Origin of the sequence: Streptomyces zinciresistens K42, from assembly GCF_000225525.1 — a bacterium.
In the GTDB taxonomy this organism is placed as follows: domain Bacteria; phylum Actinomycetota; class Actinomycetes; order Streptomycetales; family Streptomycetaceae; genus Streptomyces; species Streptomyces zinciresistens.
Genome location: NZ_AGBF01000027.1, coordinates 19,707 through 46,200, shown reverse-complemented (window position 1 = coordinate 46,200; position 26,494 = coordinate 19,707). Strand labels below are relative to the sequence as shown.

Here is a 26,494-nt window from a genome sequence, read left to right as displayed (position 1 = left end):
GAGGCCCGCAACGCCCCCCGGTCTTGCACCTGAGGTGTACTCAGGAGACCTGGTTCGACTTCCGTCCCGGCCGGATTGCGACCTGTGCGGTCACCTCGTCCGAGAAGGTGGTCAGCCGGGTGTAGACACCCGGCCGGCCGGGTTGGGCGCACCCCTCGCCCCAGGAGGTGATCCCCGCCAGGACGCCCCCGACGAGCAGGGGGCCGCCGCTGTCGCCCTGGCAGGTGTCGACGGCGCCGGAGGGGTATCCGGCGCAGACCATGTCGGACCGGACGAAGTCCGAGCCGTAGGAGCGCGCGCAGTCGGCGTCCGCGACCGTGGGCACGGTCGCCGTGCGCAGCCGGGCGGAGGAGCCGCCGCCCTCGGAGGTCGTGCCCCAGCCGAGGATCCGGGCGGTGGTGCCGGCCGCGTACACCCCCGTCTGCCCGGCGCCGACGTACGGTGCCGGGGTGTACGGCATCGGGGCCGACAGGGTCAGTACGGCCACGTCGTCGCCCGCGGTGGCGGTCCGGTAGCCGGGGTGCACCCAGATCCCGGCGACCCGGCCCACCGTGCCGCCGCTCCCGCCGAGGAGGGTGCGTCCGCCGACGACCCGGACCGCGGAGGCGGACTCGCCCGCCATGCAGTGGGCGGCGGTGACCACCTTCGTCGGGGAGACCAGTGTGCCGCCGCAGAACTGGTTCTGGGAGGCGTCCGTGATCTGCATCATGAAGGGATAGGCGCGCGTGGTGGTCGTCGTACCGCCCACGATCCGCGAGGAGTCGGCCTGGGCGGCGGGTGCCGTGAGCAGCGCGGCGGCGGCAGCGGCGGCCGCCAGCGCGACGGCCGCGGTCCGTCTGGAGCGGGTGAGCCCGAACATGAGACTCCTCGGTGGGTGGCCGGTGGGGGGTCGCCAGGGGTGGGGGGTCACGGATGCCGTGGGACCGACTGCCGTGGTGCCCTGGGCGAACGGCACATCCACACGGTAGGTCCCGCACGCACCCTGCCCAATGAGGGAACCCCCTAAGGGAGTTGGGCAGGGAAAACCCTCGGTCGTGGACACCAAACCCCCGGCGCAGGTCAATCCGGGTGAACCCGCGTCATCCACCGCCGCGGAACAGCGCGACCCCAGTCTCCGGGCGCCCCCCGCTCACCCCGCGGGCGCCCCCAGGCGCACCACGCCGCCTCCGCGCCCCCCGGTTCAGGGCGTACGGCGGCCCGCCGCCAGCCTGACGATGTCGACCCGCGAGCGGATTCCGAGCTTGCGGTACACGCGGGTGAGCGTCGCCTCCACCGTCTTGACGCTGATGAACAGCCGGCCGGCGATCTCCCGGTTCGTGGCGCCCTCCATCACGAGCGCGGCGACCTGGCGCTCCATCGCCGCGAGCCCGTCCAGGCCGTCGAGACCCTGCGGGACGGGGGCCGGGGCGGCGGCCGGCTGCGCGCCGCGGGCCTCGGCGGCGGCCTCGGCCTGCCGCAGCCAGGGCAGTGCCCGGCAGCGCCGGAACAGCCGGGCCGCCTCGTCGAACGACGCCGGACCCGCCGCCCCGGCGCGCAGCCGGGCCAGGGCGAAGGCGGCCCGCGCCTCCTCCAGCCCGTAGCCGAGTTTGCCGAGCCGGTCCTGCGCCGACGTCAACTGGGCGAGCGCGGCCTCCTGTTCACCGCGCGCCGCGCGCACCAGCGCCTCCGCCCGGTCCAGGACGGCGAGGACGCTCTCGCGGTCCAGCCGCAGCGCCTGCTCGCGGGTGACGTCGATGAGCTCCTGCGCCTCCGCGAGCTCCCCGCTGCGCACCAGCGCCTCGGCGAGGTCGCCGTGCCACCGCCCGCGTGCCGGGTCGGTGATGCCGAGGCCCTGCTCCACCTCCCGCGCCCGGCGCAGCGAACGCACCGCCTCCGGGGCGTCCCCGGCCACCAACTGGGCGTGGCCCAGGGCCGCGAGGGCCCGGGAGACGTACATCTGGTCGCCGTCCTCCTCGGCGTGCTCCCGCGCCTCGCGGGCCAGCGCCAGCGCCCGGTCCACCTCCCCGCCCGCGGCCTCCGCGAGCGAGGCCAGCACGGCGGAGGCGACCTCGCCGATCCCGGTGTCGCGGGCCAGCCGCAGGCTCTCGCGGGCCAGGTCCAGGGCGCGCCCGCAGTACCCGGAGTGCAGTTCGGTCTCGGCCACCCCCCGCAGGAAGTGCACCTCGCTCTCCACCCAGCCGTGCCGGCGCACCTCGCGCAGCAGCCCGGTCACCGCGGCGCGGGCCTCGGGCAGCTGGTCGCTCATGATCAGCCACCGGAAGCGCGAGTAGCCGGCCCCGTTGTGGTGGCAGGCCACCCTCGGGTCCTGCGGCTCCTGGAGGGCGCGCCGGATGGTGGCGGGGGCGTCCGGATGTCCCATGAGGGTCTCGATCTGGGCCTGGAAGGCGAGCGCCATCAGCTCCGTGTAGCGGTCGCCCGCGCGCGCGGCCAGCTCCGCCGCGTAGGCGACCTCCCCGCGCGCCTCGTCGAAGTCGCCCTTGACCAGCAGGGCGCGCCAAGTCAGCTGGTAGTGCACCAGCGCCAGCAGCCTCGGGTCCTCGCCCGCGTCGGCCAGGGCCTGCGGGAAGATCGCGTCGACCTCCGTCATGGCGTGGCCCGCCGTCTCGATCACCGCGATCCACGCCCGCACCCGGTCCGCGGGGACGGACGTACGGGAGAGCACCTCGCGGGCGATGTCCCGGGCGAGGTCCAGTTCGCCCGCGGTGATGGCGTCCTCGGCGGCCTCCAGACGCAGCACCTCCGGGCTGAGTCCGCCCTCGGCGGGCGTGTGCCGGGCGGCCAGCAGGGACAGCTGCGCGGCCATCGAGGGCGCGCCGCGGTCCCGGGCCAGAGCGGCGGCCCCGGCGAGGCGGGCCGCGACCTCGGGGTCGGTGCCGCTGGTCGCGAGGGCCAGGTGCCGGGCGCGCTCGATGGGGTCGGAGGCGGCCGTGGACAGGGCGGCGTGCGCGGCCCGGCGCTCCTGGGCGGGCGCCTCCGCGTACAGCGCGGCCGAGATCATCGGGTGGGCGAACCGGACGGCCGGGCCCTCCGGTTCGGTGGCCAGCAGCCCGAGTTCGGCGGCCTGGGCCGTCTCGGCCTCGGCGTTGCCGCGTCCGGCCGCGTGCAGCAGGGCGAGCGTGGGGCGGGCGCCCGCGCTCGCGACGAGGAGGGTGCGGCGGGCCTCCTCCGACAGCATCTCCAGGCGGTTGAGCACCAGCGCCCGCAGCGAGGTGGGCACCGGCAGGGGCTCGCCGGGGCGCGGCTGGGTGGCGTTCTCGGCGAGGGCGCGGCTCAGCTCCAGCGCGAACAGGGCGTTGCCGCCGCTGGTGCGGTGGATGTCGCGGACCGTGGAGCGGGGCAGGTCGGTGTAGCCGCGGTGGCCGAGCAGCACCGACATCTGGGCGCGCGAGAGCGGGCCGAGCCGCACGGCGAGGGTGTCCGGCGGGGAGGCGCGCAGATGGCGGTCGTACTCCTCGCCCTCGGTGCGCACCGCGCACAGCATCCGCACCGGGGTCTCGCCCAGGCGGCGGGCGGCGAAGCCGAGGAGTTCGGCGCTGGCCGGGTCGAGCCACTGGAGGTCGTCGACGACGACGAGGACGGGGCCCGCCTCGGCGAGGGCGCGCAGCGCGGACAGCACCGCGAGGCGCAGGGCGAGGCCGTCGCGCTGGAGGGAGGACTCGCCGCGCCCGGTGAGCGCGGACTCCAGGGCGGTGCGCTGGGCGGCCGGGAGCCGGTCGGAGACGCCGTCGAGCACGAGGCCGAGGAGGTCGGCCAGGGCCAGGAAGGGGAGGTGCGATTCGGACTCGGTGGGGGAGCAGCGCACGACCGTACGGGCCTGCCCGCCGTATTCCGCGGCCAATGCCCGCAGGACGGTCGACTTCCCGATTCCGGCAGGGCCGTGGAGCAGGACGCTGCCGCCGCGCCCGAGCTGCCCGCGTGCCGCGGTGAACAGCTCCTCCCTGCCGATGACCTGGTCGGGGCGGCAGCTCTGAGGCTCCTTGAAGTCCCGTCGCACGGTCACCGCTCCCCTCCGTGTGTCGTGTTCGGGCCAATATTAGGCAACGGGTCTTTGAAATTCGGACCTACGGGAAGGTGAGGCGGATAACAACGGGTCCGCATGGAGAAATTCAGCGAACGGTCGAATGAATGGCACCTCGTCCGCGCGGGCGGGACCACCGGGCGACAGCTCCGCGCCGGACCACCGCGGCGGCCCTCCCACGCGGCCCGGTGTCTCTCCTGTCGTGCCCGCGCGGCTACGGCAGCAATCCCGTCCGCCGAGCCGCCGCGACCGCCTCCCCGCGTGTGGGCGCCCAGCTCGCGCATGGCCGGGCGCGGAGAGCCCTTGACCGTCTCCGCCCACAGCCCCGGCCGCGCCGCGACCGCCGCGTCGGTCGCCCCGGCGGCGACGCGGCGTAGCACGTCCAGCTGGCGCGCGACGGGGTCCGCGCGAGCCGCACCCCGCCCCGCGCGGACCCTGCCGCCAACGGACCGCAGGCGCCCGACTGGCCTCAGGTGCCCAACTGACCTCAGGCGCCCAACTGGCCGCAGGCGTGCAGCAGTTCCGCGCGCAGCGCCGGGTCGCCGATCCGCGGGGGCCGGCTGCGCGTCCCCGCCCCGTTCCTGATGACCGTGTCCGCCGAGGTGCGCCAGGCGGGGCTGCGCGAGGCGTACGCGGCCCCGGTCTGAGTCCGGCCCGCGGGCGCTACCGGGCGCCGGTGGCGTCCAGGTCGGCGGCGAGGTCGTTGACCGGGCGCGGAGTGCCCGTGAGGTCCAGGACGAACAGGGGGACGCCGAGGGAGTCGGCGGTGGTGCGGGCCTCGGGCGCGTACCCGGCGAGGGAGAAGTAGACGCAGTCGGCGGACTCCGTCATCGCCGTCAGCCACAGGCACTCCACGTCCCGGGGGGACGCCGGGCCGACCGTCGGGTCGACCTGGGCGAGCAGGCCGTGCGCGGCGATGCCGATGCCCGCGGTCGGGCGCTGGTCGGCGCGGCGGATGTCGCGGTAGCCGAGCCGGCGCAGATAGACGGCGGCGGCCGTGACGGCGTCGCGGGCCGTGCGGATGGTGACCGGCCCGAAGGTGCGGGGCGCGGCGGGCGCCCCGCGCCGGGCCGCCTCCCCGGCCTCGGTGCGCGCCATCGGCAGCAGCAGCACCGTGCCGCAGGGGCAGCCCAGTTCGGGCCGGGGCCACTCGCTGTCGCGCCCGCACGCCGCGCAGTGCACGGTCACCCACTCGTCGTCCCAGGAGCGGTGGGTGACGGGCGTGGCGGGCGCGTGGGGGTCGAGCGGCGGCGCGAGGTGCGCGCCGCACGCGCAGGGGCAGACGGGTGGTTCGTAGAGCTGCTCGCGGCGGCAGGCCGGGCAGCGTACCGACAGGCTCTCGGGCATGGCCCACTCCAGGACGCCTGGCATCGGACAGCGGTCCCATCGTGCTCCACCCGGCGCCCGGTTGTCCCCCTCTTGACGGTCTTCGCCCGTCGACCTACATTGCTTCCAGATAGTAGAAAGTAATTTCCGCAATGTGGAAATCACAGGCGGAGTCGACATCGTCACGGAATTGCTCACCGCGGGGCGCGACGGGAGTGCGAATCCGACGGCCGAAGCAGGAGTACCCCATGGCTCGTATGACCGCTGCCCGCGCGGCAGTCGAGATCCTCAAGCGCGAGGGCGTCAGCGACGCGTTCGGCGTGCCGGGAGCGGCGATCAACCCCTTCTACGCGGCGCTCAAGGCGTCCGGCGGCATCCACCACACCCTCGCCCGCCATGTGGAGGGTGCCTCGCACATGGCCGAGGGCTACACCCGCACCCGCGCGGGCAACATCGGCGTCTGCGTCGGCACCTCGGGCCCCGCGGGCACCGACATGATCACCGGCCTGTACTCCGCGTCCGGTGACTCCGTCCCGATCCTGTGCATCACGGGCCAGGCGCCGACCGCCGTGATCCACAAGGAGGACTTCCAGGCCGTCGACATCGCCTCGATCGCCAAGCCGGTCACCAAGATGGCGGTGACCGTCCTGGAGGCCGCGCAGGTCCCCGGCGTCTTCCAGCAGGCGTTCCACCTGATGCGCTCCGGCCGCCCCGGCCCGGTCCTCATCGACCTGCCGATCGACGTCCAGCTGACCGAGATCGAGTTCGACCCGGAGACCTACCAGCCGCTGCCGGTCTACAAGCCCGCCGCGAGCCGCGCCCAGATCGAGAAGGCGCTCGCGATGCTGAACGCCTCCGAGCGCCCGCTGATCGTCGCCGGCGGCGGTGTCATCAACGCCGACGCGGCCGAACTGCTCGTCGAGTTCGCCGAGTTGACCGGCACCCCGGTGATCCCCACCCTGATGGGCTGGGGTGTGCTGCCCGACGACCACGAGCTGAACGCCGGCATGGTGGGCCTGCAGACCTCGCACCGCTACGGCAACGCGACCTTCCTGGAGTCCGACTTCGTCCTCGGCATCGGCAACCGCTGGGCCAACCGCCACACCGGCAGACTGGACGTCTACACCGCCGGGCGCACCTTCGTCCACGTCGACGTCGAACCCACCCAGATCGGCAGGATCTTCGCCCCGGACTACGGCATCGCCTCCGACGCGAAGGCCGCCCTGGAGCTGTTCGTCGAGGTGGCGCGGGAGCTGAGGGCGGCCGGCCGGCTGCCCGACCGCTCCGCGTGGGCGGCGTCCGCGCAGGAGCGGAGGGCGACCCTCCAGCGCCGTACGCACTTCGACGACATCCCGATCAAGCCGCAGCGCGTCTACGAGGAGATGAACAAGGTCTTCGGCCCGGAGACCCGGTACGTCTCCACCATCGGCCTCTCGCAGATCGCCGGCGCGCAGATGCTGCACGTCTTCAGGCCGCGGCACTGGATCAACTGCGGCCAGGCGGGCCCGCTGGGCTGGACCGTCCCGGCCGCGCTGGGGATCGCCAAGGCGGACCCGGAGGCCCAGGTCGTGGCGCTCTCCGGCGACTACGACTTCCAGTTCATGATCGAGGAGCTGGCGGTCGGCGCGCAGCACCGCATCCCGTACGTCCATGTCCTGGTGAACAACTCCTACCTGGGCCTGATCCGCCAGGCGCAGCGGGCGTTCGACATCGACTTCCAGGTCAACCTGGAGTTCGAGAACATCAACTCGCCCGAGCTGGGCGTCTACGGCGTGGACCACGTCAAGGTCGCCGAGGGCCTCGGCTGCAAGGCGATCCGGGTGACCGACCCGGCGGAGCTGGGCGCGGCGCTGGAGCGGGCCAGGAAGCTCGCGCAGGAGTACCGGGTCCCGGTGGTCGTGGAGGCCGTCCTGGAGCGCGTCACCAACATCTCCATGTCGACCACGAACGACATCGGCAACGTCGTGGAGTTCGAGGAGATCGCGACCGAGCCCGCGCACGCGCCGACGTCGATCAGGACGCTGAAGGTCTGACCGGCGCCGCGTCCGGCGCAGGAGGGCGGCCCCACCCGGCGGTGGGGCCGCCCTCCTGCGTTGTCCGGGGGTGCCCGCGGGCGGTCGAGGGAGCGGTCAGGGCCGTTCGTGCTCCTCCGACAGGCCGGGCCAGTCGTCGGGGCCGCCGCCCTGCCAGTCGATGAAGCCGCTGTGCGCCAGGTCCGTGACGTAGTGGTCGGCGAGCCGCAGGATCTCGGCGACGTCGTCCGCGTGCGTGGCGATGCCCAGGGTCTCGTCGCCCTCGGTGACCCGCCGGGAGCCGTCCAGGGCGGGCGCGTGCACGACGATGCGCGGACGGCCGGCCGGTTGCGCTGCCATGCCTTCCAGCCTGCTGCGAAAGCGCCCGGTCCGCACGCCGGACCGCCCCGGAGGGCGGCGGGACGCCGAGGAGCGCCGGGTACGGGACCGTCCGTACCCGGCGCTCCTGGCCGGTGGGCTGTGCGGTTGTGGCCGTCCGGCGGGGCGAGGCCGGGCGCGACAGGACGTTCGCGCCGCCGGACGGGGCCGGGAGGGGGTCAGGACCGCGGCGGCGGCGACGGAACCGGGGCTCCTTCCCTCAGGTCGTAGAAGGAGGCCGGACCTTCACCACCGCACTGGCTCGCACGCCGCCGCGGTCCTCGCGTCGCCCGCGCCCGTCCTCGGGCGACCACCCCTCATCCGGGTCGGCCGGTGACGGGGCGCGGGCGGTGCGTGCGGCTCATGACCTCCCGTCAGGAGCCGCACGCAGCATGGGGGTTGGCGGTCGCTCAGTCCTCGCGCAGGGCGTGGACCGCCTCCGCCACGCGCCTGCCGTACTCGGGGTCGGCGGCGTGGAAGTGGGCGAGGTTCCTCTCGATCACGTCGTCGCGGGAGACCTGCGCGAGGCCGCCGGCGATGTTGGCGACCAGCCGGGACCTCTCCTCGGCCGACATCAGCCGGTACAGCTCGCCCGCCTGGAAGAAGTCGTCGTCCTTGGTGTGCGGCGGGGCCTCGTGGGTGCCGGTGTGGCCGCCCACCGCCAGCGGGGCCGACAGGGGGCGTCCGGTCTCCACCGGGCCGCCGTAGGAGTTCGGCTCGTAGTTCTTCGCGCCGCGCCCCTGGCCGTTGACCGCCATGAGGCCGTCGCGGCCGTAGTTCTGGGCGGTCGTGGCCCTCGGGGCGTTCACGGCGAGCTGCGTGTGGTTGACGCCCAGGCGGTAGCGCTGGGCGTCCGCGTAGGCGAACAGCCGGCCCTGGAGCATCTTGTCGGGGGAGGGTCCGATGCCCGGCACGAAGTTGTTCGGCGAGAACGCGGCCTGCTCGACCTCCGCGAAGACGTTGTCGGGGTTGCGGTCCAGGACCAGCCGGCCCACGCGCCGCAGCGGATAGTCCTGGTGGGGCCAGACCTTCGTCAGGTCGAACGGGTTGAAGCGGTACGCGGCCGCCTCGGCCGCCGGCATGATCTGCACGTGGAGCGTCCACGAGGGGTGCACGCCCCGCTCGATGGCCTGGAGCAGGTCCGTCTGGTGCGAGGAGGCGTCCCTGCCCGCGAGTTCGGCGCCCTGCTCGGCGCTCAGGCAGCGGATGCCCTGGTTGGTCCTGAAGTGGTACTTGACGAAGAACGCCTCGCCGTCGGCGTTCGTCCACCGGTAGGTGTGCGAGCCGTAGCCGTTCATGTGCCGGTACGACGCCGGGATGCCGCGGTCGCCCATCAGCCAGGTGATCTGGTGCGTGGCCTCCGGGGCGTGCGCCCAGAAGTCCCAGACGTTGTCCGGCTCCTGGCGCCCGGTGAACGGGTCGCGCTTCTGCGAGTGGATGAAGTCGGGGAACTTCACCGGGTCCTTGATGAAGAACACCGGGGTGTTGTTGCCGACGAGGTCGTAATTGCCCTCGGCGGTGTAGAACTTGACCGCGAAGCCGCGCGGGTCGCGGACCGCGTCCGCGCCGCCGAGGCTGTCGGCCACGGTGGAGAACCGCAGGAACACCTCGGTGCGCCTGCCCACCTCGCCCAGGAAGTCGGCGTGCGTGAACCCGGTGACGTCGTCGGTCACCTCGAAGTGGCCGTACGCGCCGGAGCCCCGGGCGTGCACCACGCGCTCCGGGATGCGCTCGCGGTTGAAGCGCGCCAGCTTCTCCAGCAGGTGCTGGTCCTGGAGCAGGAGCGGGCCGCCGGCGCCGGCGGAGGCGGAGTTCTGGTTGTCGGCGACCGGGGCGCCGGACTCGGTGGTGAGCACGCGCTTCGACATCGTGGACCTTCCGTGCGGGTGTCAGCGGAAAACTGTTTCCGCTTCGTGGAGCCTAGAAGTGGGCGATCTGGGCGTCAACGGTTTGTTGAAGTCAATCGGCTGCTTCGGAGCGGGGGGATTCCGGGCCGCGGCGACGCCTGGGCGCGACAGGACAGATGTCAGCGGCGCCGCGACCCGGAAGTCTGGGGCGGGGCCCGCTCAGACCCGGGCGCCGGAGAGGCGCTCCACGGCCCGCAGCAGCGCCGAGTGGTCCAGGCCGCCGTCGCCCTGGGCGCGCAGCGAGGCGACGAGCTGGGCGACCACGGCACCGACGGGGAGGGCGGCGCCGACGGTGCGGGCGGCGTCCGTGACGATGCCCATGTCCTTGTGGTGCAGGTCGATGCGGAAGCCCGGCTTGAAGTCCCGGTTCAGGAAGTTGTCCTTCTTGCGGGTCAGCACGGTCGAGCCGGCGAGGCCGCCGTTGAGGACGTCGAGCGCGGCCGCGAGGTCCACGCCGGACTTCTCCAGGAAGACCACGGCCTCGGCGCACGCCTGGATGTTGACGGCCACGATCAGCTGGTTGGCGGCCTTCACGGTCTGGCCCGAGCCGTGCGGGCCGCACAGCACGATGGTCCGGCCGAGGGCGTCGAAGAGCGGCTCGGCCTCGTCGAAGTCGGCCTGCTCGCCGCCGACCATGATGGACAGTACGGCCTCGATCGCGCCGGCCTCGCCGCCGGAGACGGGGGCGTCCAGGACACGTATGCCCTTGTCCTTCGCCGCCCTGGCCAGGTCGACCGAGGTCTGCGGGGTGATGGAGGACATGTCGATCAGCAGCGCGCCGGAGCGCGCGTTCTCCAGGATGCCGTCCGGGCCGTAGGCGATGGCCTCGACCTGCGGGGAGGCCGGGACCATCGTGATCACGACGTCCGCGTCGGCGACGGCCTCGGCGATCGAGCCCGCGGCCGTGCCGCCGGCGGCGGTCAGGCGGTCCAGCTTGTCCTGCTCCAGCGTGTAGCCGGTGACGGCGTAGCCCGCCTTGACCAGGTTCTCGGACATGGGGGAGCCCATGATGCCGAGGCCGATCCACGCGATCTTGGGGAGGTTGCTCATGAGGGGGTGCCTTTCGGGTGCGGAGGTCAGCGGGACAGCCAGTCGAAGGCCGCGGCGCTCGGGCGGTCGCCCGGCTTGTACTCCAGGCCGACCCAGCCGTCGTAGCCCGCCTTCGCCAGCCGGCCGAGGAGGTCTTCCAGAGGAAGCGAGCCGGTGCCCGGGGCGCCCCGGCCCGGGTTGTCGGCGATCTGCACATGGCCGGTCACCGCGGCGTACCGCTCGATCACGGCGGGCAGGTCCTCGCCGTTCATGGACAGGTGGTAGAGGTCCATCAGGAACCGGGCGTTGTCCAGTCCCGTCGCCTCGTTGACCCGGTCGACGACCGCGACGGCGGCCGGTGCCGACACCAGCGGGTACAGCGGCGACTCGGGCGCGTTCAGGGCCTCGATCAGCAGGACGGCGCCGGCGCGGTCGGCCGCGCGGGCCGCGAGCGCCAGGTTCTCCAGCGCGAGCGCGTCCTGCTCGGCCGGGTCCACGCCCTCGACGCGGTTGCCGTACAGGGCGTTGAGCGCCGTGCAGCCGACGGAGGCCGCGAAGTCCGCGGCCACGTCCACGTTGGCGCGGAACCGCTCCGACTCCTCGCCGGGCACCGACAGGGCGCCGCGGTCGGGGCCGGGGAGCCGGCCGGCGTAGAAGTTGAGCCCGGTGAGCCGGACCCCCGCGTCCTCGACGGCCTTCCTCAGGGCGTCGAGTGCGGACCGCTCGGGCGTGGGCGAGTCGATCCAGGGCCACCACAGCTCGACCGCGGAGAAGCCGGCCGCCGCGGCGGCCGCGGGGCGCTCCAGGAGCGGGAGTTCCGTGAAGAGGATCGACAGGTTGACGTTGAAGCGCTGCTCTGCGAATCCCATGTCGCCGGCGCTCCCTTCCGTGTCAAGATTCCGTATTGCGGAATTTTGTTTCTGCTTATTGGAAGATTGCCGTCGGGTGTCCGGGCTTGTCAAGAGGGATCGGCGGATGGTGCCGCCGCGCGTTAGGTTGAGCGTGTGCGATTGAGAGTGGAGTTCACGACCGAGCCCTTCGACCTCGACGAGGCGCCCGCGCACGCGGTGGCCGCGCGTGACGTCATCGAGGCCGCCGCGCTCGACGCGGTCGACGTCGGCCCCTTCGGCAACACCGCCGAGGGCGGCGCCGACGCCGTGCTGACGGCCGTGGACGCCCTGCTGCGCAGGAGCCTCGCGGCCGGAGCCACCCGGATCTCCCTCCAGGTCAACGTGGTAGGGGAGGGCGAGGCGTGAGCGGCGGCGACGAGCCCTTCATCGCGGCCGTGAAACCGCTGGTCGACGCCATGGGCGGCGAGATGCTCCCGCCCGACGAGGCCGGACCTGAGGATGTCGTGCTCTCCTGGGAGGGTGCCGACGTCGTCGCCGTGCGGCTGCCCCAGCTCGCCGACTCCCTCGACCACATCCTCGCGGCCATGGAGCGCCGCAAGGGCAGACCGCTCGCCGACCTCGACCGCAAGGCCAAGCAGGAGGTCGTACGGACGCTGGAGGCGCGTGGCGCCTTCTCCGTGCGGCACGGCGTGGAGACCGTGGCGAGCGCGCTCGGTGTGAGCCGCTTCACCGTCTACAACTACCTCAACCGTGAAAAGGGCGCCTGAGCCGGCCTGACGCTGGGGCCGGGGCGGTCCTCGGGGGCCGCCCGATTTCGTAACCGGGAATTTTCAACAAAGTGTTGACGTCTGTCGTCGCAGGGCCTTAGCTATCGGCACGCCCGTTCAGCACGAAGGCCGTTCGCGGCCACGGAGGCTCCCGTGACGTCGAATTCCACGCCCCCGGGCCTGGCCCGGTTCAACGCTCTGGAGGAGCACGCGGCCCACGCCGCCCTCCACGAGGCGTGCGCCTCCACGGCGTGGGCCCGGCTGCTGGTCGCCGCCCGGCCCTTCGCCGGGACCGGCGATCTCTACGCGGCGAGCGACGCGGCCACGGCCGCGCTGAGCGCCGGGGACCTCGCCGAGGCCATGGCCGGCCACCCGCCGATCGGCCGCCCCGCGCCGGGCGACCCCACCTCCGCGCGGGAGCAGCGCGGCATGGCCGGCGCCTCCGAGGAGCTCAGGGAGGAGATGCTCGCACTGAACCTGGCCTACCAGGAGCGGTTCGGCCACGTCTTCCTGATCTGCGCCACCGGCAGGACCGGCGAGCAGATGCGCGACGCCGTCCGGGAGCGGATCGGCAACGCGCCGGAGCGGGAGCGGGAGATCGTCCGCACCGAGCTGGGCAAGATCAACCGCATCCGGCTCGCCCGACTCGTCGAAGAGGACGCCTGACCATGAGCGCCAGCACCACCGCCTCCGTGTCCACCCACATCCTGGACACCAGCGCCGGCCGCCCCGCCGGGTCCGTCGCCGTCCGCCTCTTTGCCCGACCGGGCCGGGACGCGCGGTGGCGGGAGCTCGGCGGTTCGGCGACCGACGCGGACGGGCGGTGCAAGGACCTCCCGGCGCTGCCGGAGGGGACCACCCACGTACGGCTCGACTTCGCGGTCGAGGCGTACTTCGAGAAGAAGCAAGCCGATGCGCAGCAGGACGCCCCCGCGAATCGGGACAGCGGTGCCGTGTTCTTCCCCGAGGTGGCGATCACCTTCGCCGTACGGCCCGGGGAGCACTACCACGTGCCGCTGCTGCTCAACCCGTTCGGCTACTCCGTATACCGAGGGAGCTAGCAGACACATGACCGACTTTTCCCGCCCTGCCCGCCCTGTGATGCTGGGACAGAACCAGTACGGCAAGGCCGAGAACCGAGTCGTGAGGATCACGCGGGACGGCGCCACCCACCACATCAAGGACCTCAACGTCTCGGTCGCCCTCTCCGGCGACATGGAGGAGGTCCACTACTCCGGCTCCAACGCCAACGTCCTGCCGACCGACACCACCAAGAACACGGTGTTCGCGTTCGCCAAGGAGCACGGCATCGACTCCGCCGAGCAGTTCGGCATCCACCTCGCCCGGCACTTCGTCACCTCCCAGGAGCCCATCCACCGGGCGCGCATCCGCATCGAGGAGTACGCCTGGGAGCGCATCGCCTCCTCCGACGCCACCTCGCGCTTCATCGGCGCCGACGACGTCAGGCACTCCTTCGTCCGCAAGGGCCAGGAGACCCGGCTGACCCAGGTCACCTACGACGGCGACAGCTGGGAGGTCATATCCGGCCTCAAGGACCTCGTCGTGATGAACTCGACCAACTCCGAGTTCTGGGGCTACGTCAAGGACAAGTACACGACGCTCAAGGAGGCCCACGACCGCATCCTGGCCACCGAGGTCTCCGGCCGCTGGCGGTTCAACTGGACCGACGACGAGCAGCGGATGCCGAACTGGGAGAAGTCCTACGAGCAGACCAGGAAGCACATGCTCCAGGCATTCGCGGAGACCTACTCCCTCTCGCTCCAGCAGACCCTGTACCAGATGGGCTCGCGCATCATCAACCACCGCGGCGAGATCGACGAGGTCCGCTTCTCCCTCCCGAACAAGCACCACTTCCTGGTCGACCTGGAGCCGTTCGGACTGAAGAACGACAACGAGGTCTACTACGCCGCCGACCGCCCCTACGGCCTGATCGAGGCCACCGTCCTGCGGGACGGCTGCGAGGCGCTGATCCCCGTGGATCTCACCAACCTGTAAGCCAGCAGCTCCACTTCGGCACCCGCGGCCGGAGGGCCGGCCCGCACGGGCCAGCCGGCCGCGGTACTCAAACCACCCGGGTCCTGCCGTGCCCCTCCACACCAGCGCAAAGGACGAACCATGGCAGCAGCCCAGCGCATCGTCATCGAGAACTGTTCGATCGCCACGGTGGACGCCGACGACACCGAGTACGCGGCCGGCCACCTCGTGATCGCGGACCGCCGCGTCGAGTCCCTCGGCGCGGGCGACGCCCCCGAGGGCCTGGAGAACGTCGTACGCCGTATCGACGCCACCGGCCACCTGGTCACGCCCGGCCTGGTCAACACCCATCACCACTTCTACCAGTGGATCACCCGGGGGCTGGCCACCGACCACAACCTCTTCGACTGGCTCGTCGCCCTCTACCCGACCTGGGCGCGCATCGACGAGGAGATGGTGCGCTCGGCCGCGCGGGGCTCCCTGGCGATGATGGCCCGCGGCGGCGTCACCACCGCCATGGACCACCACTACGTCTACCCGCGGGGCTCCGGCGACCTCTCCGGCGCCATCGTCGGCGCCGCCCGCGACATGGGCGTGCGCTTCACGCTGGCCCGCGGCTCCATGGACCGCAGCGAGAAGGACGGCGGACTGCCCCCGGACTTCGCCGTCGAGAGCCTCGACGGCGCGCTGGCCGCGACCGAGGAGACCGTGAAGCGCCACCACGACACCTCCTTCGACGCGATGACCCAGGTCGCCGTCGCCCCCTGCTCCCCGTTCTCCATCTCCACCGAACTGCTCCGCCAGGGCGCCGAACTGGCCCGCCGCCTCGGGGTGCGGATGCACACCCACGGCTCGGAGACGGTCGAGGAGGAGAAGTTCTGCCACGAGCTGTTCGGCATGGGCCCCACCGACTACTTCGAGTCCACCGGCTGGCTCGGCGAGGACGTGTGGATGGCGCACTGCGTCCACATGAACGACTCCGACATCGCCGCCTTCGCCCGCACGAGGACCGGCGTCGCCCACTGCCCCTCGTCCAACGCCCGCCTCGCGGCAGGCATCGCCCGCGTCCCCGACATGCTCGCCGCCGGTGTCCCGGTCGGCCTCGGCGTCGACGGCACGGCCTCCAACGAGTCCGGCGAACTCCACACCGAACTGCGCAACGCCCTGCTCATCAACCGGCTCGGCGCGCACCGCGAAGCCGCGCTCAACGCCCGCCAGGCCCTGCGCCTGGGCACCTTCGGCGGCGCGCAGGTCCTCGGCCGCGCGGCCGAGATCGGCTCCCTGGAGCCGGGCAAGCTCGCCGACCTGGTCCTGTGGAAGCTGGACACCCTCGCCCACGCCTCCATCGCCGACCCGGTCACCGCACTCGTGTTCGGCGCCGCCGCGCCGGTCACCGCGTCCTTCGTCAACGGCCGCCAGATCGTGCAGGACGGCCGGCTGCTCACGGCCGACGAGGACGAGATCGCCCGCTCCACACGGGAGCAGGCCCGGCGGCTGGCGGAGATCGCCGCCCGCTGACCGCCTCCGTGCCCGCCGCGCGCGCCGCGGGCACCGCACCACAAGGTCTCCGGCCGGGAGGGACGGCTCCCGGTCGGCAGCCGTGGACCCGAGCGGGGTCCATGGCGGCCGTGTCCGGGACGCCCGCGCACGCGGGCGTCCCGGAGCGGTCACCGTTTCTCCGGGAACGGGCCGTCCGGGTCCCGCACGACCACGCGCACCACCTCCCTGAAACCCGTGCCAGAACCGGCACGTACCCGACCGGAGGAGCCGTCTGTGTCCGTCCACCCCGTCGACGAGAAACTTCCCGCGCCGAGAATGGCCGCCACCGGCCTTCAACACGTGGCTGCCATGTACGCGGGAGTCGTCGCCCCACCCCTGATCGTCGGTGCGGCCATCGGCCTCTCCGCGAGCGAACTCACCTTCCTCACCGGCGCCTGCCTGTTCACGGCCGGCATCGCGACCCTGCTGCAGACCCTCGGCATCTGGAAGATCGGTGCCCGGCTGCCCTTCGTCAACGGCGTCACCTTCGCGGGCGTCGCCCCGATGACCGCGATCGTCGCCTCCACCGACGACAAGTCCGACGCCCTGCCCGTCATCTTCGGCGCCGTCATCGTCGCCGGACTGCTCGGCTTCCTCGTCGCGCCCTTCTTCAGCAAGGCGGTCCGCTTCTTCCCGCCGGTCGTCACCGGCACCGTCATCACCCTGATAGGCATATCCCTGCTCCCGGTCGCCTTCGGCTGGGCGCAGGGCCCGAGCCCGGCGGCCTCCGACTACGGTTCGACGACCAACCTCGGCCTCGCCGCGGTGACCCTGCTCATCGTGCTGCTCCTGCGCCGCTTCACCCGCGGCTTCGTCAAGCAGATCGCCGTGCTGCTCGGCCTGGTCGCCGGCACGCTGGTCGCGATCCCGTTCGGGGTCACGGACTTCAGCCCCGTCGCCGACGCCGACATCATCGGCTTCCCCACGCCGTTCCACTTCGGCGCCCCGCAGTTCCAGCTGGCCGCGATCATCTCGATGTGCGTGGTGATGGTGGTCTCGATGACCGAGTCGACCGCCGACATGCTCGCCCTCGGTGAGATCGTCGGCCGTCCGGCCGACGAGAAGACCATCGCGGCGGGCCTGCGCGCCGACACCCTCGGCTCCGCGGTCAGCCCGCTCTTCAACGGCTTCATGTGCAGCGCCTTCGCCCAGAACGTCGGCCTGGTGGCGATGACGAAGATCCGCAGCCGCTACGTCGTCGCCGTGGGCGGCGGATTCCTGGTGCTGATGGGCCTGTTCCCGATGGCCGCCTCGCTCATCGCCGTCGTGCCGCGGCCGGTGCTCGGCGGCGCCGGGATCGTCCTGTTCGGCTCGGTGGCCGCGAGCGGCATCCAGACCCTGGTCCGGGCCGGCCTCGACAAGGACAACAACGTCCTGATCGTGGCCGTCTCGCTGGCCGTGGGCATCGTTCCCATCACGGAGCCGGAGTTCTACCGCTCCTTCCCCGAGACGGCCAAGATCGTGCTGGACTCCGGCATCTCCACCGGGTGCCTCGCGGCCGTCGCGCTGAACCTGATCTTCAACCACCTGGGCGGGAGGGGCAGCGACGCCCGGGACGTGACCCATCCGATGGAGGCGGGGGAGGAGATCGGCGGCGCGAACCGGGCCCCCGCCACTCCATAGGCCGGCGAACGGGTAGGAGACCGCTGAAGATCTTGCTCCGGCCGCCCGACTCGCCCTGGATTGCCGATAGATGTCAATCGTCGTCAACCAGGGCAAGCCGGGCGCCGTTTCAAGATCTTCAGGACGTTTCTAGTGTCCTGAGTCTTAGAAAAGCTACATTTCTAGGGTTTGGGGTTCGGTAGGCGGTTCAGGTAGCCGGCGAGACGTTCGAAGATCTCGTCGGCGGACTTGGTCCAGGTGAACGGCTTGGGGTCTTCGTTCCAGTGGGCGATCCAGTCGCGGATGTCTGAACCGCCCCGTGTCGACTGGAGGCTCGATTCCATGAAGGGATCGGGTCATGGCACGACCTTCCCGTAATCCGCTTGAGGTCCGCCGGCGCGCGGTGCGCATGGTCGTCGAGGTGCGCGACGACTACCCGGACGAGACGGCCGTCCTGCAGGCGGTCACCGACAAGCCCGGCATCGGCTCCCGCGAGACGCTGCGGAACTGGGTGAAGCAGCACGAGATCGACGCGGGGACGCGGCCGGGGACGACGACGGAGGAATCGGCCCAGCTCAAGGCGTTGAAGAAGGGGATCGCCGAGCTGAAGCGGGCGAACGAGATCCTGAAGGCGGCGGCGAGTTTCTTCGCGGCCGGGCTCGACCGGCCACACACGCGCTCGTAGCGTTCGTCGACGAGCACCGGGACCTGGGCCGGAGTGGTCTACGCCGCCTTCGTCGTGGACACCTTCTCCCGCCGCATCGCCGGCTGGTCGCCGCGGCATCGAAGGAGACCCAGCTCGTGCTGGACGCTCTGGAGATGGCACTGTGGCAGCGCGACCGCGATGAACACCCGCACGTGCGCGGAGAGTTGACACACCACAGTGATGCGGGCAGCCAGTACACCAGTTTCAAGCCGGCCGGGCACCTGGACGCGGCCGGCATCGCGGCCTCGATCGGATCCGGCGGCGACGCATACGACAACGCCCTGACGGAGAGCACGATCGGCCTGTTCAAAACCGGGCTGATCAAACCGCAGCGGCCCTGGAAGACCCTCTCCCAGGTCGAGCTGGCCACCGCCGAGTGGATCGACCGGTACTGCCACCGACGCCTGCACGGTGAGACAGGCCACGTCCCACCCGTCGAGTTCGAGACCAACTACTACCTGACAACCACGAAACCCCAGGTCACAACCACCAACTGAGACCTCTACCGAACCCGGGGCGGTTCAAACCCTCCCGACTGGATGCGCCGGATGAACCGCTGGACCGGCGGCGTTATGTTCTACTCCTCCGTCTGGCGTGGTACATACGGCAGCTGGTGCGGATGCGGTCCGTGATCAGGGTGACGACTGACGCCCGATAGGCAAGGGATCGGCCGCCGTTCCGTCGGCGGCCGATCCCGTTCGCTGTCTCTGAACAGAAGGACTGAGAAATGAATGAAACGCCTCAGCTCTGGAAAGTGGTCATCGCCTTGGAGGCCACCTCGGAGCAGGTGGAAGCCCTTACCGACCGCTTCGTCGAGACCATCTGCCCAGACCCGAGCCATGAAGGCTGGTGCGATACGCCCTGGGCCCTCCATGTAGTCGAGGGTGACTCGCTCAGCACAAATGAGCAGGAGCGGCTCCGGGACGAGATCAAGGACACCATGGAAAGCTGACCCGCAACGGCACCAACTACCGACGGTCTCATCTGGTGTCGACGACCGCGTGATTCCCCAGGTGCGGCACCACTTTCCCCAGGTGGGCGTTCGATTGCGTAGCGAGGTCGAGGGCGGGCCGCCCGCCTGGAAAGTGTCGCGGGCCCTGACGGCCGGTCAAGGGCGCCTACGGCGCCGCTACCGCGGTGAGCTGCGCTCATCCTTGACAGCCCGCCACGACCCACAAGATCCGGCGGCTGTCGGGCGGCCGGGGGAGGAGCGGCATCCCCCTGGTCACGCAGACGCAGCGCCGGGATCCCCGATCCCCATGGGGAATTCTCTGGCGCTGCAGCTGGGGAATATCGCCGTCGTTCACACATCTGGCTCAAGGAGGCAACTCCGAGGGGGCAGCCAGTTCGCTGTAGTCCGGGAAGACACCCGCTCAAGACCATCGCACTCCATCGCCAGCAATAGCCCAAAGGCCAGCCTCGATCTTTCGTGATGGGCCGCCGACGGAGTCGGTGGCCCATTTCGTTGCCGATGACTGTGGTTGGGCAGGCCGGTGGCCCGAGTGTCGTGTCGGGTGAACGCCGGGTTCCACTGCTCCGGGATGGAACGTTCTCTCGCGCGGATGGGTGGATCTGCTGGTCAGCCCGGGTTCGGGAGCGCGTCGAGACGCTTGGTGGCGTCCGTGACGACGTCGGTCCAGGGCCAGTGGTGTGCGAATCTCAGGTGACGGCGGCGGGCGGTCGTGACGAGCTGGGCTGCGGCGGAGAAGAGGCGGAGCCGCAGTCGGCGGGGTTCCCACCTGCGGGTCTCGCCGGTCAGGGCGAGCATGGGCATCCAGGCCGGCACGTCCAGGGCGAGCTGGACGATCTCCAGCCAGATCTGGTTCTGTGCCGTCTTGTGCAGGGGCAGGTTGCGCAGGCCGGGCGCGCGCGGCCCGGACGCGGTCCTCGGCGCGTGCCCGCTGGCGGTGTCGCAGTTCGACTGCGGCGATCGGGGCGTGGGTGGTGTTGGTCGCGAACGCGGTGAGCCGCAGTCGGTCTGCGTCGGTGAACCGCAACTGAGCGCCGGGGTGCGGGCGTTCTTTGCGGACGATCAGCCGCATCCCCTGGGGCCGTCCCCCAGGTCCACGATCACTTGGCCGGCGGTGTCCGGCGAGGAGGCTCGGGTCAACTTCCAGACGCGCTCGCGCGCTTCGGCCCGTGCTGACCGGATCGCGGTCAGGGCCCTCGGGCCAGCTGCGGCCAGGGTGTCAATGAGGCGGGAGACGGTCGGGCCGGAGGGCGACCGGGCCGAACACGGCCGGCTCGGCCCGCAGCATTCCCACGTCGGCCAGGCAGTCCCCGCCCAGTGCGACCGCGAGGGCCACATCCAGCAGGATCTTGCCCGGATCGTGCACCGCCCGAGCCTTCCGCCAGGGTGCCGGCACCGCGGATATCGCGGTGTCCAAGCCGGCTTTGCGGACAGTCTCGACCAGCAGCACGCTCCCTGCCTGGGACACCACCGCCCGGCCATCGCCCTCGATGCGGACACGCGGATAGAACCCGATACGCTTCCTCACCTGGAAAGTGCCTCCGACCGGGGCGGGAACAGGGACCTAGGCAATCCTCATTCTCGCTGGTCAGAGGCACTTTCTGCGTTCCTGACCACCCATCGGACAGTCCGGTTCATGAAAGCGCGAGGTTAAGGGCCTGCAGCGTGATCGCCGAGGCCAGGATCTGCGGCGGCATGCTCGGCCGCCCGTTCGCCGAGGGGTACATGTCCGCGAACATCTCCGCCGGGAACAGCGCACCGCGATGCCCGGCCAGGAACGCGAACACACTCCCGGCCGGGATCAACTCCCGGCAGGTCATGAGCCTTCTAGTGCCGCGGCAGGCGACGTTCGCCCCGTCTTGACGGGTGAACCCTCCCTGCCGCGCCGGCACTTGGCCCGCGCGACGGCGTCCCGGGCCCCGGCGACCGCCACGGGCCCAGCGTCGAGTGGGGGCCGGGGGCGGCCCGTCCGCCTCCGGGCCGACGGAGATCCGGAGGCCGGCTCTGACGTGTCGCGCCGCCAGGGACCGCGAGCGTTGCGGCCGGCGGACGCCTCCCGCATCCCGGATTCCGCCCGTCGCCCCGTGCGCGGGAACGCCCCGGCAGGACCGTGAAGGCCCTGCCGGGGCGCACCCGTCGCCGCGCCGGTTCAGCGGGTGAAGGTCGCGCGCCGCTCCTTCAGGGCGCCGCAGTTGGAGCCCGTCACCTGCACGTAGACGTTCTTGATCTGGCCGCCCCAGTCCACGCACTCGCCCTTGCCGTAGACGTAGGTCGGACCGGCGTACGAGGTGAACCGGCCGTAGTCCTGGTCGTACTGGTCGATGCCCGGGACGTAGAGCCACGCCGCCATGTCGACGGCCGTCCCCGGGCTGTTGCGGATGGTCGTCACGCAGTTGAAGCCGTTGGAGGCGTTGTACGTCAGGTACACCGTGCCCATCGAGCCGACGGGCATCGAGTTCACCGTCTTGTAGCCGCTTCCGCAGACCTTCTGCGCCGTGGTGTTGGGCGCGGCGGAGGCGGGCGAGGCCAGCACGGCCGTACCCCCGGCGGCCAGCGCCGCCACGGCCGTGACGGACAGGGCGGATCGGATCAATCGCATATTTCCCCCTGGTGACGATTGCGGGTGGTTGTTCCTGCATGGTGTGACCCGCGGGTCCCGCGAATGGTTGTGCCGGTCGAGGGGGATTCGCGCGGGAGGCCGGGTGCGTGCAGCCCCGTCAACCCTGCGCGGAGGGGGAGTCGGCAGGTCGGAGTCCGAACAGGCCCGGATCGGAGGCCAGTTCCCGGAAGCAGTCCTGCGGGCTGTCCACCATCCGGCGCGCGGTGAGGTCCAGCAGGCCGCCCAGACCCGTCAGTTCGGCCGCCACGGTCCCGTCGGCCCTGCGCATCACCTGCACGATGCGGAACGTCTTGCCCGCGGTCCACTCGAAGACGCACGTCACGTCGACCTCGTCGCCGGCGACCAGCTCCCGCCGGTAGCGGATCGTCGTCTCCAGGGCCACCGGACCCACGCCCCGGGCCACCAGGTCCTGCTGGCTGATGCCCGCGGCCTGGAGCAGCGACCACCGCGCGTGCTCCGCGTAGTTGAGGTACACGCTCTGGTTGACGTGTCCCTGGGTGTCCGTCTCATAGCCGCGGACGGTGATCCGGACGGAAAACGGCTCGCTCACCGGTGCTCCTTCGCACGGCCGGTGCCCGCTGCACCGATCACGCCCCCGATCCTGGCACGCCCCTCACACCCGGCGCGGGGAGGCCAGCAGATAGCGGGCCGCGGTGCGGGGCCCGGTGTGCTCGCCCACCTGCCAGCCCGCCTCCCGAAGGGTGTCCGCGCAGGCCCGCAGCCGCGCGCCGTCCGCCTCGTACACGGCGACCGCCTCCGGCTGGGGCGTGGCCCGCACCCGGTAGCCGTCCGCGGGGTCCGGCCCGGCCGGCGGGTGCCCGGCGGCCTCCAGGGCGAGGGCCGCGGCCCGCACCAGGTGCGCCCGCTCCCAGGCGCAGGGCCGGTCCACGGCGCCGTCCGGCGAGGTCATCCGGCGCAGCTCCAGCAGGCCCTGCCAGGCGCTGTGCACCTCACGGGCCCGGGACGGCCCGGCGGGCCCCTCCTCCCCGCCGACCCGCGCGGCGAAGACACCGCCCGCGGCGGGCTCCGGGGGCGGGGCGGGCGTGTCCGGGGGAGAGGCGGCGGGCTCCGCCTCCCGGACGCGGTGTCCGGCCGGGGTCAGGAAGTGGTCGTGCGGGGGCCGCGGGTGCCGGAAGGCGAGGCCCCGCGCCACCAGCGCCGTCAGCTGCGCGGGTGTGCCCCGCAGCCGTCCCGTGACCGGGTCGGCGGCGTCGATGACCCGCCGCTGGGCGGCGGTCGGTGGTCGCGTCACGGTGTGCTCCTCCCGCGGGCCGGGGCACGGGCCCCGCCGCAGGGCGGGACGCGCGCCGTCTGCCGGGAAGGCTACGGCCCGGGACTGACATTCCAGCCGGCGATCACCGGCCGGCCGTGCTCGGTGCTCAGCCGGCTCATCGTTCCCGTGGCGAGCTGGAACAGCGCCCCGGCGGCGGCGGGCAGCCCGAGCCGCCGGGCGGTCAGGACCCGCAGGAAGTGCCCGTGGCCCACCAGCAGCACACTGCCCCCGGTGCCGCCGAGCGCGGCGTCCGCCCTGGCCAGCATCCGGTCGGCCCGCCGCCCGACCTGCTCCGGGCTCTCCCCGGGGTGCTCGGGCGGCCCCGGCTCGACGCCGTCGGTGAACAGGAACCAGTCCGGCCGCTCCTGCTGGATCTCGGCGGTGGTGACGCCCTCGTAGCCGCCGTAGTCCCACTCCCGCAGATCGGCGTCGGTCCGCGCCTCGCGCACCCCGATCAGCTCGGCCGTCTCCCGGGCCCGCTCCAGGGGGCTGACGAACGCGGCCCCGATGCGGTGCGCGCGGAGCAGCGGCGCCAGTGCGCGCGCCTCGTCGCGGCCGTGCCCGGTCAGCGGCACATCCGTCCAGCCGGTGTGCCGCCCCGTCCGCGACCACTGCGTCTCACCGTGCCTGACCAGCAAGAGATCACTCACGCCCGCACCCTTCCCGCTCGCCTGCGAGCACCCTGCCACACCCCCGCCGGGGCCCGCAGGGCGGGCTGGGCCGGACGGCCGCCGCCCGCCGGGCTCAGGGACCCGGCAGGGCCTGCACCGACTGCGCGAGCTGCCCGACCGCGACGACGAGCGGTGCCACGGGCTGCACGAAGTCGTTCAGGCGGGTCAGTGCGCGGCGCAGCACCGAGGGCTGCGGCTCCTCCTCGTCCAGTTCCTCGCGCAGCCGCCGCAGTTCGCGCACCGTGGCCTCCGGGTCGGCGAGCGCCGCGCGGTGCTCCCGAAGCAACTCCTCCACGAGTGTGAGGAGTTCGGCGGTCCGGGCGGCCTGCCCCGGGTCCTGCTGGAAGGAGGTCGCGCCGGAGAACGCCTGGGCTCCCCGCCCCACGGCCTGGTTGCCGACGTAGTGGGTGCCGCCGCTGATCACGAGGCCGTTGTTGACCGGCGGCTCCTGCCGTCCGTCGTCGTCGCGCATGGGGCTCTCCTACGTGTCGGAGCCGGCGGCGGCGCTCTGGGCCGCCGGACCGGACTGCTGGGGGATGTGCTGGGTGGCGTGCGCGCCCGAGCCGATCGCCTGGTTGCCGACGATGCTCGTCCCGCCCTGCTGGATGACCCCCTGGTTGAGGATGGTCTGCTGCTGGGCGCGGAAGTCGGTGGTGTCGTAGCCGCGCGCGTCGAGGAACTCGCGGATCGCGGCGAGGGCGTGGCGTCCCGCGAGGGCGGTGACCCGGCCGGCGTCCACCACCTGGAAGTAGTTGTGGTAGTCCGGGCTCAGTGCCATCTCCCGGATGCTCACGCGCGCGCCGTGGTCGTACACCGGGTCCTGCTCCCTGGCCTTCAGCTCGTCCGCCGCGCGCCGGCTGTGCCGGGTCTCGAAGCGGACGTACCGCAGCACCCGGACCGGGGAGGCGAGGAGCGCCCCGCCCGTGCGGGCCATCGCGTCCAGCAGGAGCCCGCGCCGGGCCCCGGGGCCGAGGGGGCCGCGCAGGCGGTCCACGGCGTGGTAGGCGGCCCGCACCGGGCCGAGTGCATGGTTGTCGCAGTGCAGGTGCAGGGTGCGGCCGGCGGTCGAGAAGTGCAGGAAGACGCTGGGCACCACGTCCCCGCCCCACAGCGGCACATGGACCGACAGGTAGTGGCGGACCGCGCCGGTCGGGCTGAGCATGATCCGCTCGACCTCCTCGGGCGACAGCCGGGCGGCCGGGGCCGGACGGGCGGGCTTGACGAACCGTTCGTCGTCCCCGACCGCGACGCCGCTCGCGAAGACGCGGTCCTCGACGACGAGCGCTCCGAGCGCCTCCCCGCCGTCCCCGGCCGCCTCGCCGGTGACGCCGCGCGCGGCGACCGAACGCAGCCGTTCGCGCACGTGGTCGACGATTTCCGGGACGGTGAACGCCCGCGGACCGTCGCGCCGCTGCCCGGCCGGGTCCCCGGCGGGCAGCAGCGGCACGGCGACCGACCACGTGGAACGGGTGTTCGCGTAGCCGACGAACGGGCTGAAGCCGCTGTACACGGTGACGTTGCCGGTCTGCGCCTCGCGGACGGCCTTCAGCCGCTCGGCGATCCACTTGCGCTGCGGCACGGACGGGCGCGGTCGGCGCGGGAACGCCTCCCGGGTCATGGTCGTGCGCAGCAGCAGGTCGGTGTCGAGGTCGTGCCGGACGACCGCCGCGTACGCGAAGGCCGTCGCACCGACCGCCGCGAGCACCGCGGGGACCCCGCCCAGGTAGGCGCCGAGCAGCCAGCCGGCGAAGCCGGGCGGGGACAGGGCCGGGAGGGAGACGGCGAGGGAGCAGAGGATCAGCAGTGCCAGCGCGGCCGAGACGCCCGCCGCGACCAGCGCCCTGTGCCCGGGCTGGCGGTGGCCGCGGGTGGCCAGGCCCGACCGGGCGTCCGAGGCGGCGCGCCGCGCGGCCGCCGGGACCGTCGCCACGGCCAGGAGCCACAGCGGCGCGAGGACGGCCACGGCGGCGAACGCCGCCGCCAGCCGCAGGTCGCGCCGCTGCCGCAGGTCCCTGGCCGCCAGGCTGTGGCGCACCACGGCCACCAGGTCCACGTCGGGGGAGGGGGCCACCGCGCCCGCCTCGTCCGCCAGGACCTCGTCCACGACCCGGTCGGCGAAGTCCTCGTCGAGGTGGGCCGCGGCGCACAGGTACCGGGTGACGTCGCCCGGTTCGCTCCCGACCGGCGTGCGGACCGGCGCAGTCGTCATGCCTGGCCCTCCCTCTCTCCTGCGACGGGCCGGCGCCGTCGCGGCCCCGGCGGAGGATGCGGCGTACGGTCCGGCGGGCCCGGCGCTCAGCAGCGCCAGCAGCAGACCGGCGGCGAGGCCGAAGAGCAGGCCCGAGCGCATCAGGTCGGCGAGCACCTCACCGGAGAAGTCGATGTAGCGGGCGTCGGGCCGGAACAGCTCGGGCACCGCCCACGCGAACAGGGCGCACGCCTCGGTCACCAGCACGCCCGCGGCGAGGCAGCGCAGCCACACCGGGAGCCGGGCCGGCAGCAGCGCGGGCAGCAGGGCGATCCCCGTGAACAGCACCAGCGCGGCGACGAGGTTGCCGAACAGATAGCCGGCGCCGCCGTAGTAGAAGGCGCGGTACTCCCAGGCCGGGGTGAACGCGGCCATCAGCAGCGACCGGGTCGGCTCGCCGTCGATGTAGTGGATCAGGAAGTACTCGCGCAGCGGGCGCTGCGCCCAGGGGCTGCCGGCGGCGGTCAGGAGCAGGAGGAACAGCGCGAGCCGGCCGCGTAAGAGCGACGGCGTGCGCGAGGCACGCCCACGAACGACCTTCACCTGGGATTCCCCCGTCCCCCCGGTCCCGCGGTTCAGTGG

Annotated in this window: 22 protein-coding genes and 5 pseudogenes; 10 read left to right on the top strand and 17 right to left on the bottom strand. The window is 72.6% G+C overall.

All coding sequences use genetic code 11. From position 1 onward, the window contains the following. Positions 1 to 40: 40 nt before the first annotated feature. From SZN_RS11765 to SZN_RS11755, 4 genes and pseudogenes are all read right to left on the bottom strand, one after another. Positions 41 to 859, bottom strand: coding sequence for a S1 family peptidase (locus tag SZN_RS11765; RefSeq protein WP_007494585.1), 819 nt, complete (start codon positions 857 to 859; stop codon positions 41 to 43). A 321-nt stretch (positions 860 to 1,180) separates the two neighbouring features. Next, positions 1,181 to 4,000 (bottom strand): helix-turn-helix transcriptional regulator, encoded by a 2,820-nt coding sequence (locus tag SZN_RS11760; RefSeq protein ID WP_007494582.1) that lies wholly within the window; start codon positions 3,998 to 4,000, stop codon positions 1,181 to 1,183. Positions 4,001 to 4,232: 232 nt separating this feature from the next. Then, a pseudogene (locus SZN_RS42465) lies at positions 4,233 to 4,592 on the bottom strand (helix-turn-helix transcriptional regulator); the annotation flags it as partial. Positions 4,593 to 4,681: 89 nt separating this feature from the next. After that, positions 4,682 to 5,365 (bottom strand): hypothetical protein, encoded by a 684-nt coding sequence (locus SZN_RS11755; protein ID WP_043730080.1) that lies wholly within the window; start codon positions 5,363 to 5,365, stop codon positions 4,682 to 4,684. Between the two features lie 227 nt (positions 5,366 to 5,592). Here SZN_RS11755 and gcl point away from each other — a divergent pair, with 227 nt between their 5' ends. After that, positions 5,593 to 7,377: a glyoxylate carboligase gene (gene gcl / locus SZN_RS11750; RefSeq protein WP_007494579.1), complete on the top strand. Its 1,785-nt coding sequence runs from the start codon at positions 5,593 to 5,595 to the stop codon at positions 7,375 to 7,377. Positions 7,378 to 7,473: 96 nt separating this feature from the next. On the opposite strand, the gene SZN_RS11745 is transcribed toward gcl, so the two are convergent. The 4 genes from SZN_RS11745 to SZN_RS11730 all read right to left on the bottom strand — a co-directional run bounded on the left by SZN_RS11745 (position 7,474) and on the right by SZN_RS11730 (position 11,539). Continuing rightward, positions 7,474 to 7,716 carry a hypothetical protein gene (locus SZN_RS11745; protein ID WP_007494578.1) on the bottom strand — a complete coding sequence of 81 codons (243 nt, stop codon included), beginning with the start codon at positions 7,714 to 7,716 and terminating at the stop codon, positions 7,474 to 7,476. Positions 7,717 to 8,144: 428 nt separating this feature from the next. Continuing rightward, positions 8,145 to 9,602, bottom strand: a complete 1,458-nt coding sequence (locus SZN_RS11740; protein WP_007494577.1) for a catalase — start codon at positions 9,600 to 9,602, stop codon at positions 8,145 to 8,147. A gap of 198 nt (positions 9,603 to 9,800) precedes the next feature. Then, positions 9,801 to 10,691 carry a 2-hydroxy-3-oxopropionate reductase gene (locus tag SZN_RS11735; RefSeq protein ID WP_007494576.1) on the bottom strand — a complete coding sequence of 297 codons (891 nt, stop codon included), beginning with the start codon at positions 10,689 to 10,691 and terminating at the stop codon, positions 9,801 to 9,803. A 26-nt stretch (positions 10,692 to 10,717) separates the two neighbouring features. Next, positions 10,718 to 11,539 (bottom strand): TIM barrel protein, encoded by an 822-nt coding sequence (locus SZN_RS11730; protein WP_007494574.1) that lies wholly within the window; start codon positions 11,537 to 11,539, stop codon positions 10,718 to 10,720. Between the two features lie 135 nt (positions 11,540 to 11,674). Here SZN_RS11730 and SZN_RS11725 point away from each other — a divergent pair, with 135 nt between their 5' ends. From SZN_RS11725 to SZN_RS11695, 7 genes are all read left to right on the top strand, one after another. Beyond that, positions 11,675 to 11,926, top strand: coding sequence for a hypothetical protein (locus tag SZN_RS11725; RefSeq protein ID WP_078508537.1), 252 nt, complete (start codon positions 11,675 to 11,677; stop codon positions 11,924 to 11,926). 50 nt (positions 11,927 to 11,976) lie between these two features. Next, positions 11,977 to 12,288, top strand: coding sequence for a helix-turn-helix domain-containing protein (locus SZN_RS11720; RefSeq protein ID WP_425274426.1), 312 nt, complete (start codon positions 11,977 to 11,979; stop codon positions 12,286 to 12,288). A 153-nt stretch (positions 12,289 to 12,441) separates the two neighbouring features. After that, complete coding sequence (uraD, locus tag SZN_RS11715; RefSeq protein WP_007494569.1) at positions 12,442 to 12,954, top strand: 2-oxo-4-hydroxy-4-carboxy-5-ureidoimidazoline decarboxylase; 513 nt, start codon at positions 12,442 to 12,444, stop codon at positions 12,952 to 12,954. 2 nt (positions 12,955 to 12,956) lie between these two features. Beyond that, positions 12,957 to 13,349 (top strand): hydroxyisourate hydrolase, encoded by a 393-nt coding sequence (uraH, locus tag SZN_RS11710; RefSeq protein WP_007494567.1) that lies wholly within the window; start codon positions 12,957 to 12,959, stop codon positions 13,347 to 13,349. A gap of 7 nt (positions 13,350 to 13,356) precedes the next feature. Then, a complete protein-coding gene (gene pucL / locus SZN_RS11705; protein WP_007494565.1) occupies positions 13,357 to 14,304 on the top strand; it encodes a factor-independent urate hydroxylase in 948 nt (315 codons plus the stop codon). A gap of 120 nt (positions 14,305 to 14,424) precedes the next feature. After that, positions 14,425 to 15,801, top strand: coding sequence for an 8-oxoguanine deaminase (locus SZN_RS11700; protein ID WP_007494561.1), 1,377 nt, complete (start codon positions 14,425 to 14,427; stop codon positions 15,799 to 15,801). A gap of 255 nt (positions 15,802 to 16,056) precedes the next feature. Further along, entirely contained in the window at positions 16,057 to 17,445 is a 1,389-nt protein-coding gene (locus SZN_RS11695) for a nucleobase:cation symporter-2 family protein (protein WP_007494560.1), read from the top strand. A 161-nt stretch (positions 17,446 to 17,606) separates the two neighbouring features. On the opposite strand, the pseudogene SZN_RS40025 reads toward SZN_RS11695, so the two are convergent. Further along, positions 17,607 to 17,732, bottom strand: a pseudogene (locus tag SZN_RS40025) (IS630 family transposase); the annotation flags it as partial. A gap of 50 nt (positions 17,733 to 17,782) precedes the next feature. Here SZN_RS40025 and SZN_RS38485 point away from each other — a divergent pair. After that, positions 17,783 to 18,627: pseudogene (locus SZN_RS38485) on the top strand (transposase). A 230-nt stretch (positions 18,628 to 18,857) separates the two neighbouring features. After that, positions 18,858 to 19,082, top strand: a complete 225-nt coding sequence (locus SZN_RS11675; protein ID WP_007494551.1) for a hypothetical protein — start codon at positions 18,858 to 18,860, stop codon at positions 19,080 to 19,082. A gap of 627 nt (positions 19,083 to 19,709) precedes the next feature. Here SZN_RS11675 and SZN_RS11670 read toward each other — a convergent pair. The 8 genes and pseudogenes from SZN_RS11670 to SZN_RS11635 form a co-directional block, all read right to left on the bottom strand. Further along, positions 19,710 to 20,628, bottom strand: a pseudogene (locus SZN_RS11670) (transposase). Between the two features lie 121 nt (positions 20,629 to 20,749). Next, positions 20,750 to 20,920: pseudogene (locus SZN_RS11665) on the bottom strand (IS5/IS1182 family transposase); the annotation flags it as partial. 329 nt (positions 20,921 to 21,249) lie between these two features. Next, complete coding sequence (locus SZN_RS11660; RefSeq protein ID WP_043730069.1) at positions 21,250 to 21,699, bottom strand: hypothetical protein; 450 nt, start codon at positions 21,697 to 21,699, stop codon at positions 21,250 to 21,252. Between the two features lie 118 nt (positions 21,700 to 21,817). After that, a complete protein-coding gene (locus tag SZN_RS11655; protein WP_007494544.1) occupies positions 21,818 to 22,270 on the bottom strand; it encodes an acyl-CoA thioesterase in 453 nt (150 codons plus the stop codon). Positions 22,271 to 22,333: 63 nt separating this feature from the next. Further along, entirely contained in the window at positions 22,334 to 22,972 is a 639-nt protein-coding gene (locus SZN_RS11650; protein WP_007494542.1) for a hypothetical protein, read from the bottom strand. A gap of 71 nt (positions 22,973 to 23,043) precedes the next feature. Further along, complete coding sequence (locus tag SZN_RS11645; RefSeq protein WP_043730065.1) at positions 23,044 to 23,643, bottom strand: histidine phosphatase family protein; 600 nt, start codon at positions 23,641 to 23,643, stop codon at positions 23,044 to 23,046. Between the two features lie 94 nt (positions 23,644 to 23,737). Continuing rightward, the gene (locus SZN_RS11640) at positions 23,738 to 24,136 is read right to left on the bottom strand and encodes a DUF5955 family protein (RefSeq protein ID WP_007494538.1); all 399 of its coding nucleotides are present in this window, start codon (positions 24,134 to 24,136) and stop codon (positions 23,738 to 23,740) included. 9 nt (positions 24,137 to 24,145) lie between these two features. Continuing rightward, positions 24,146 to 26,455 (bottom strand): hypothetical protein, encoded by a 2,310-nt coding sequence (locus SZN_RS11635; protein WP_007494536.1) that lies wholly within the window; start codon positions 26,453 to 26,455, stop codon positions 24,146 to 24,148. Between the last annotated feature and the right edge of the window lie 39 nt (positions 26,456 to 26,494).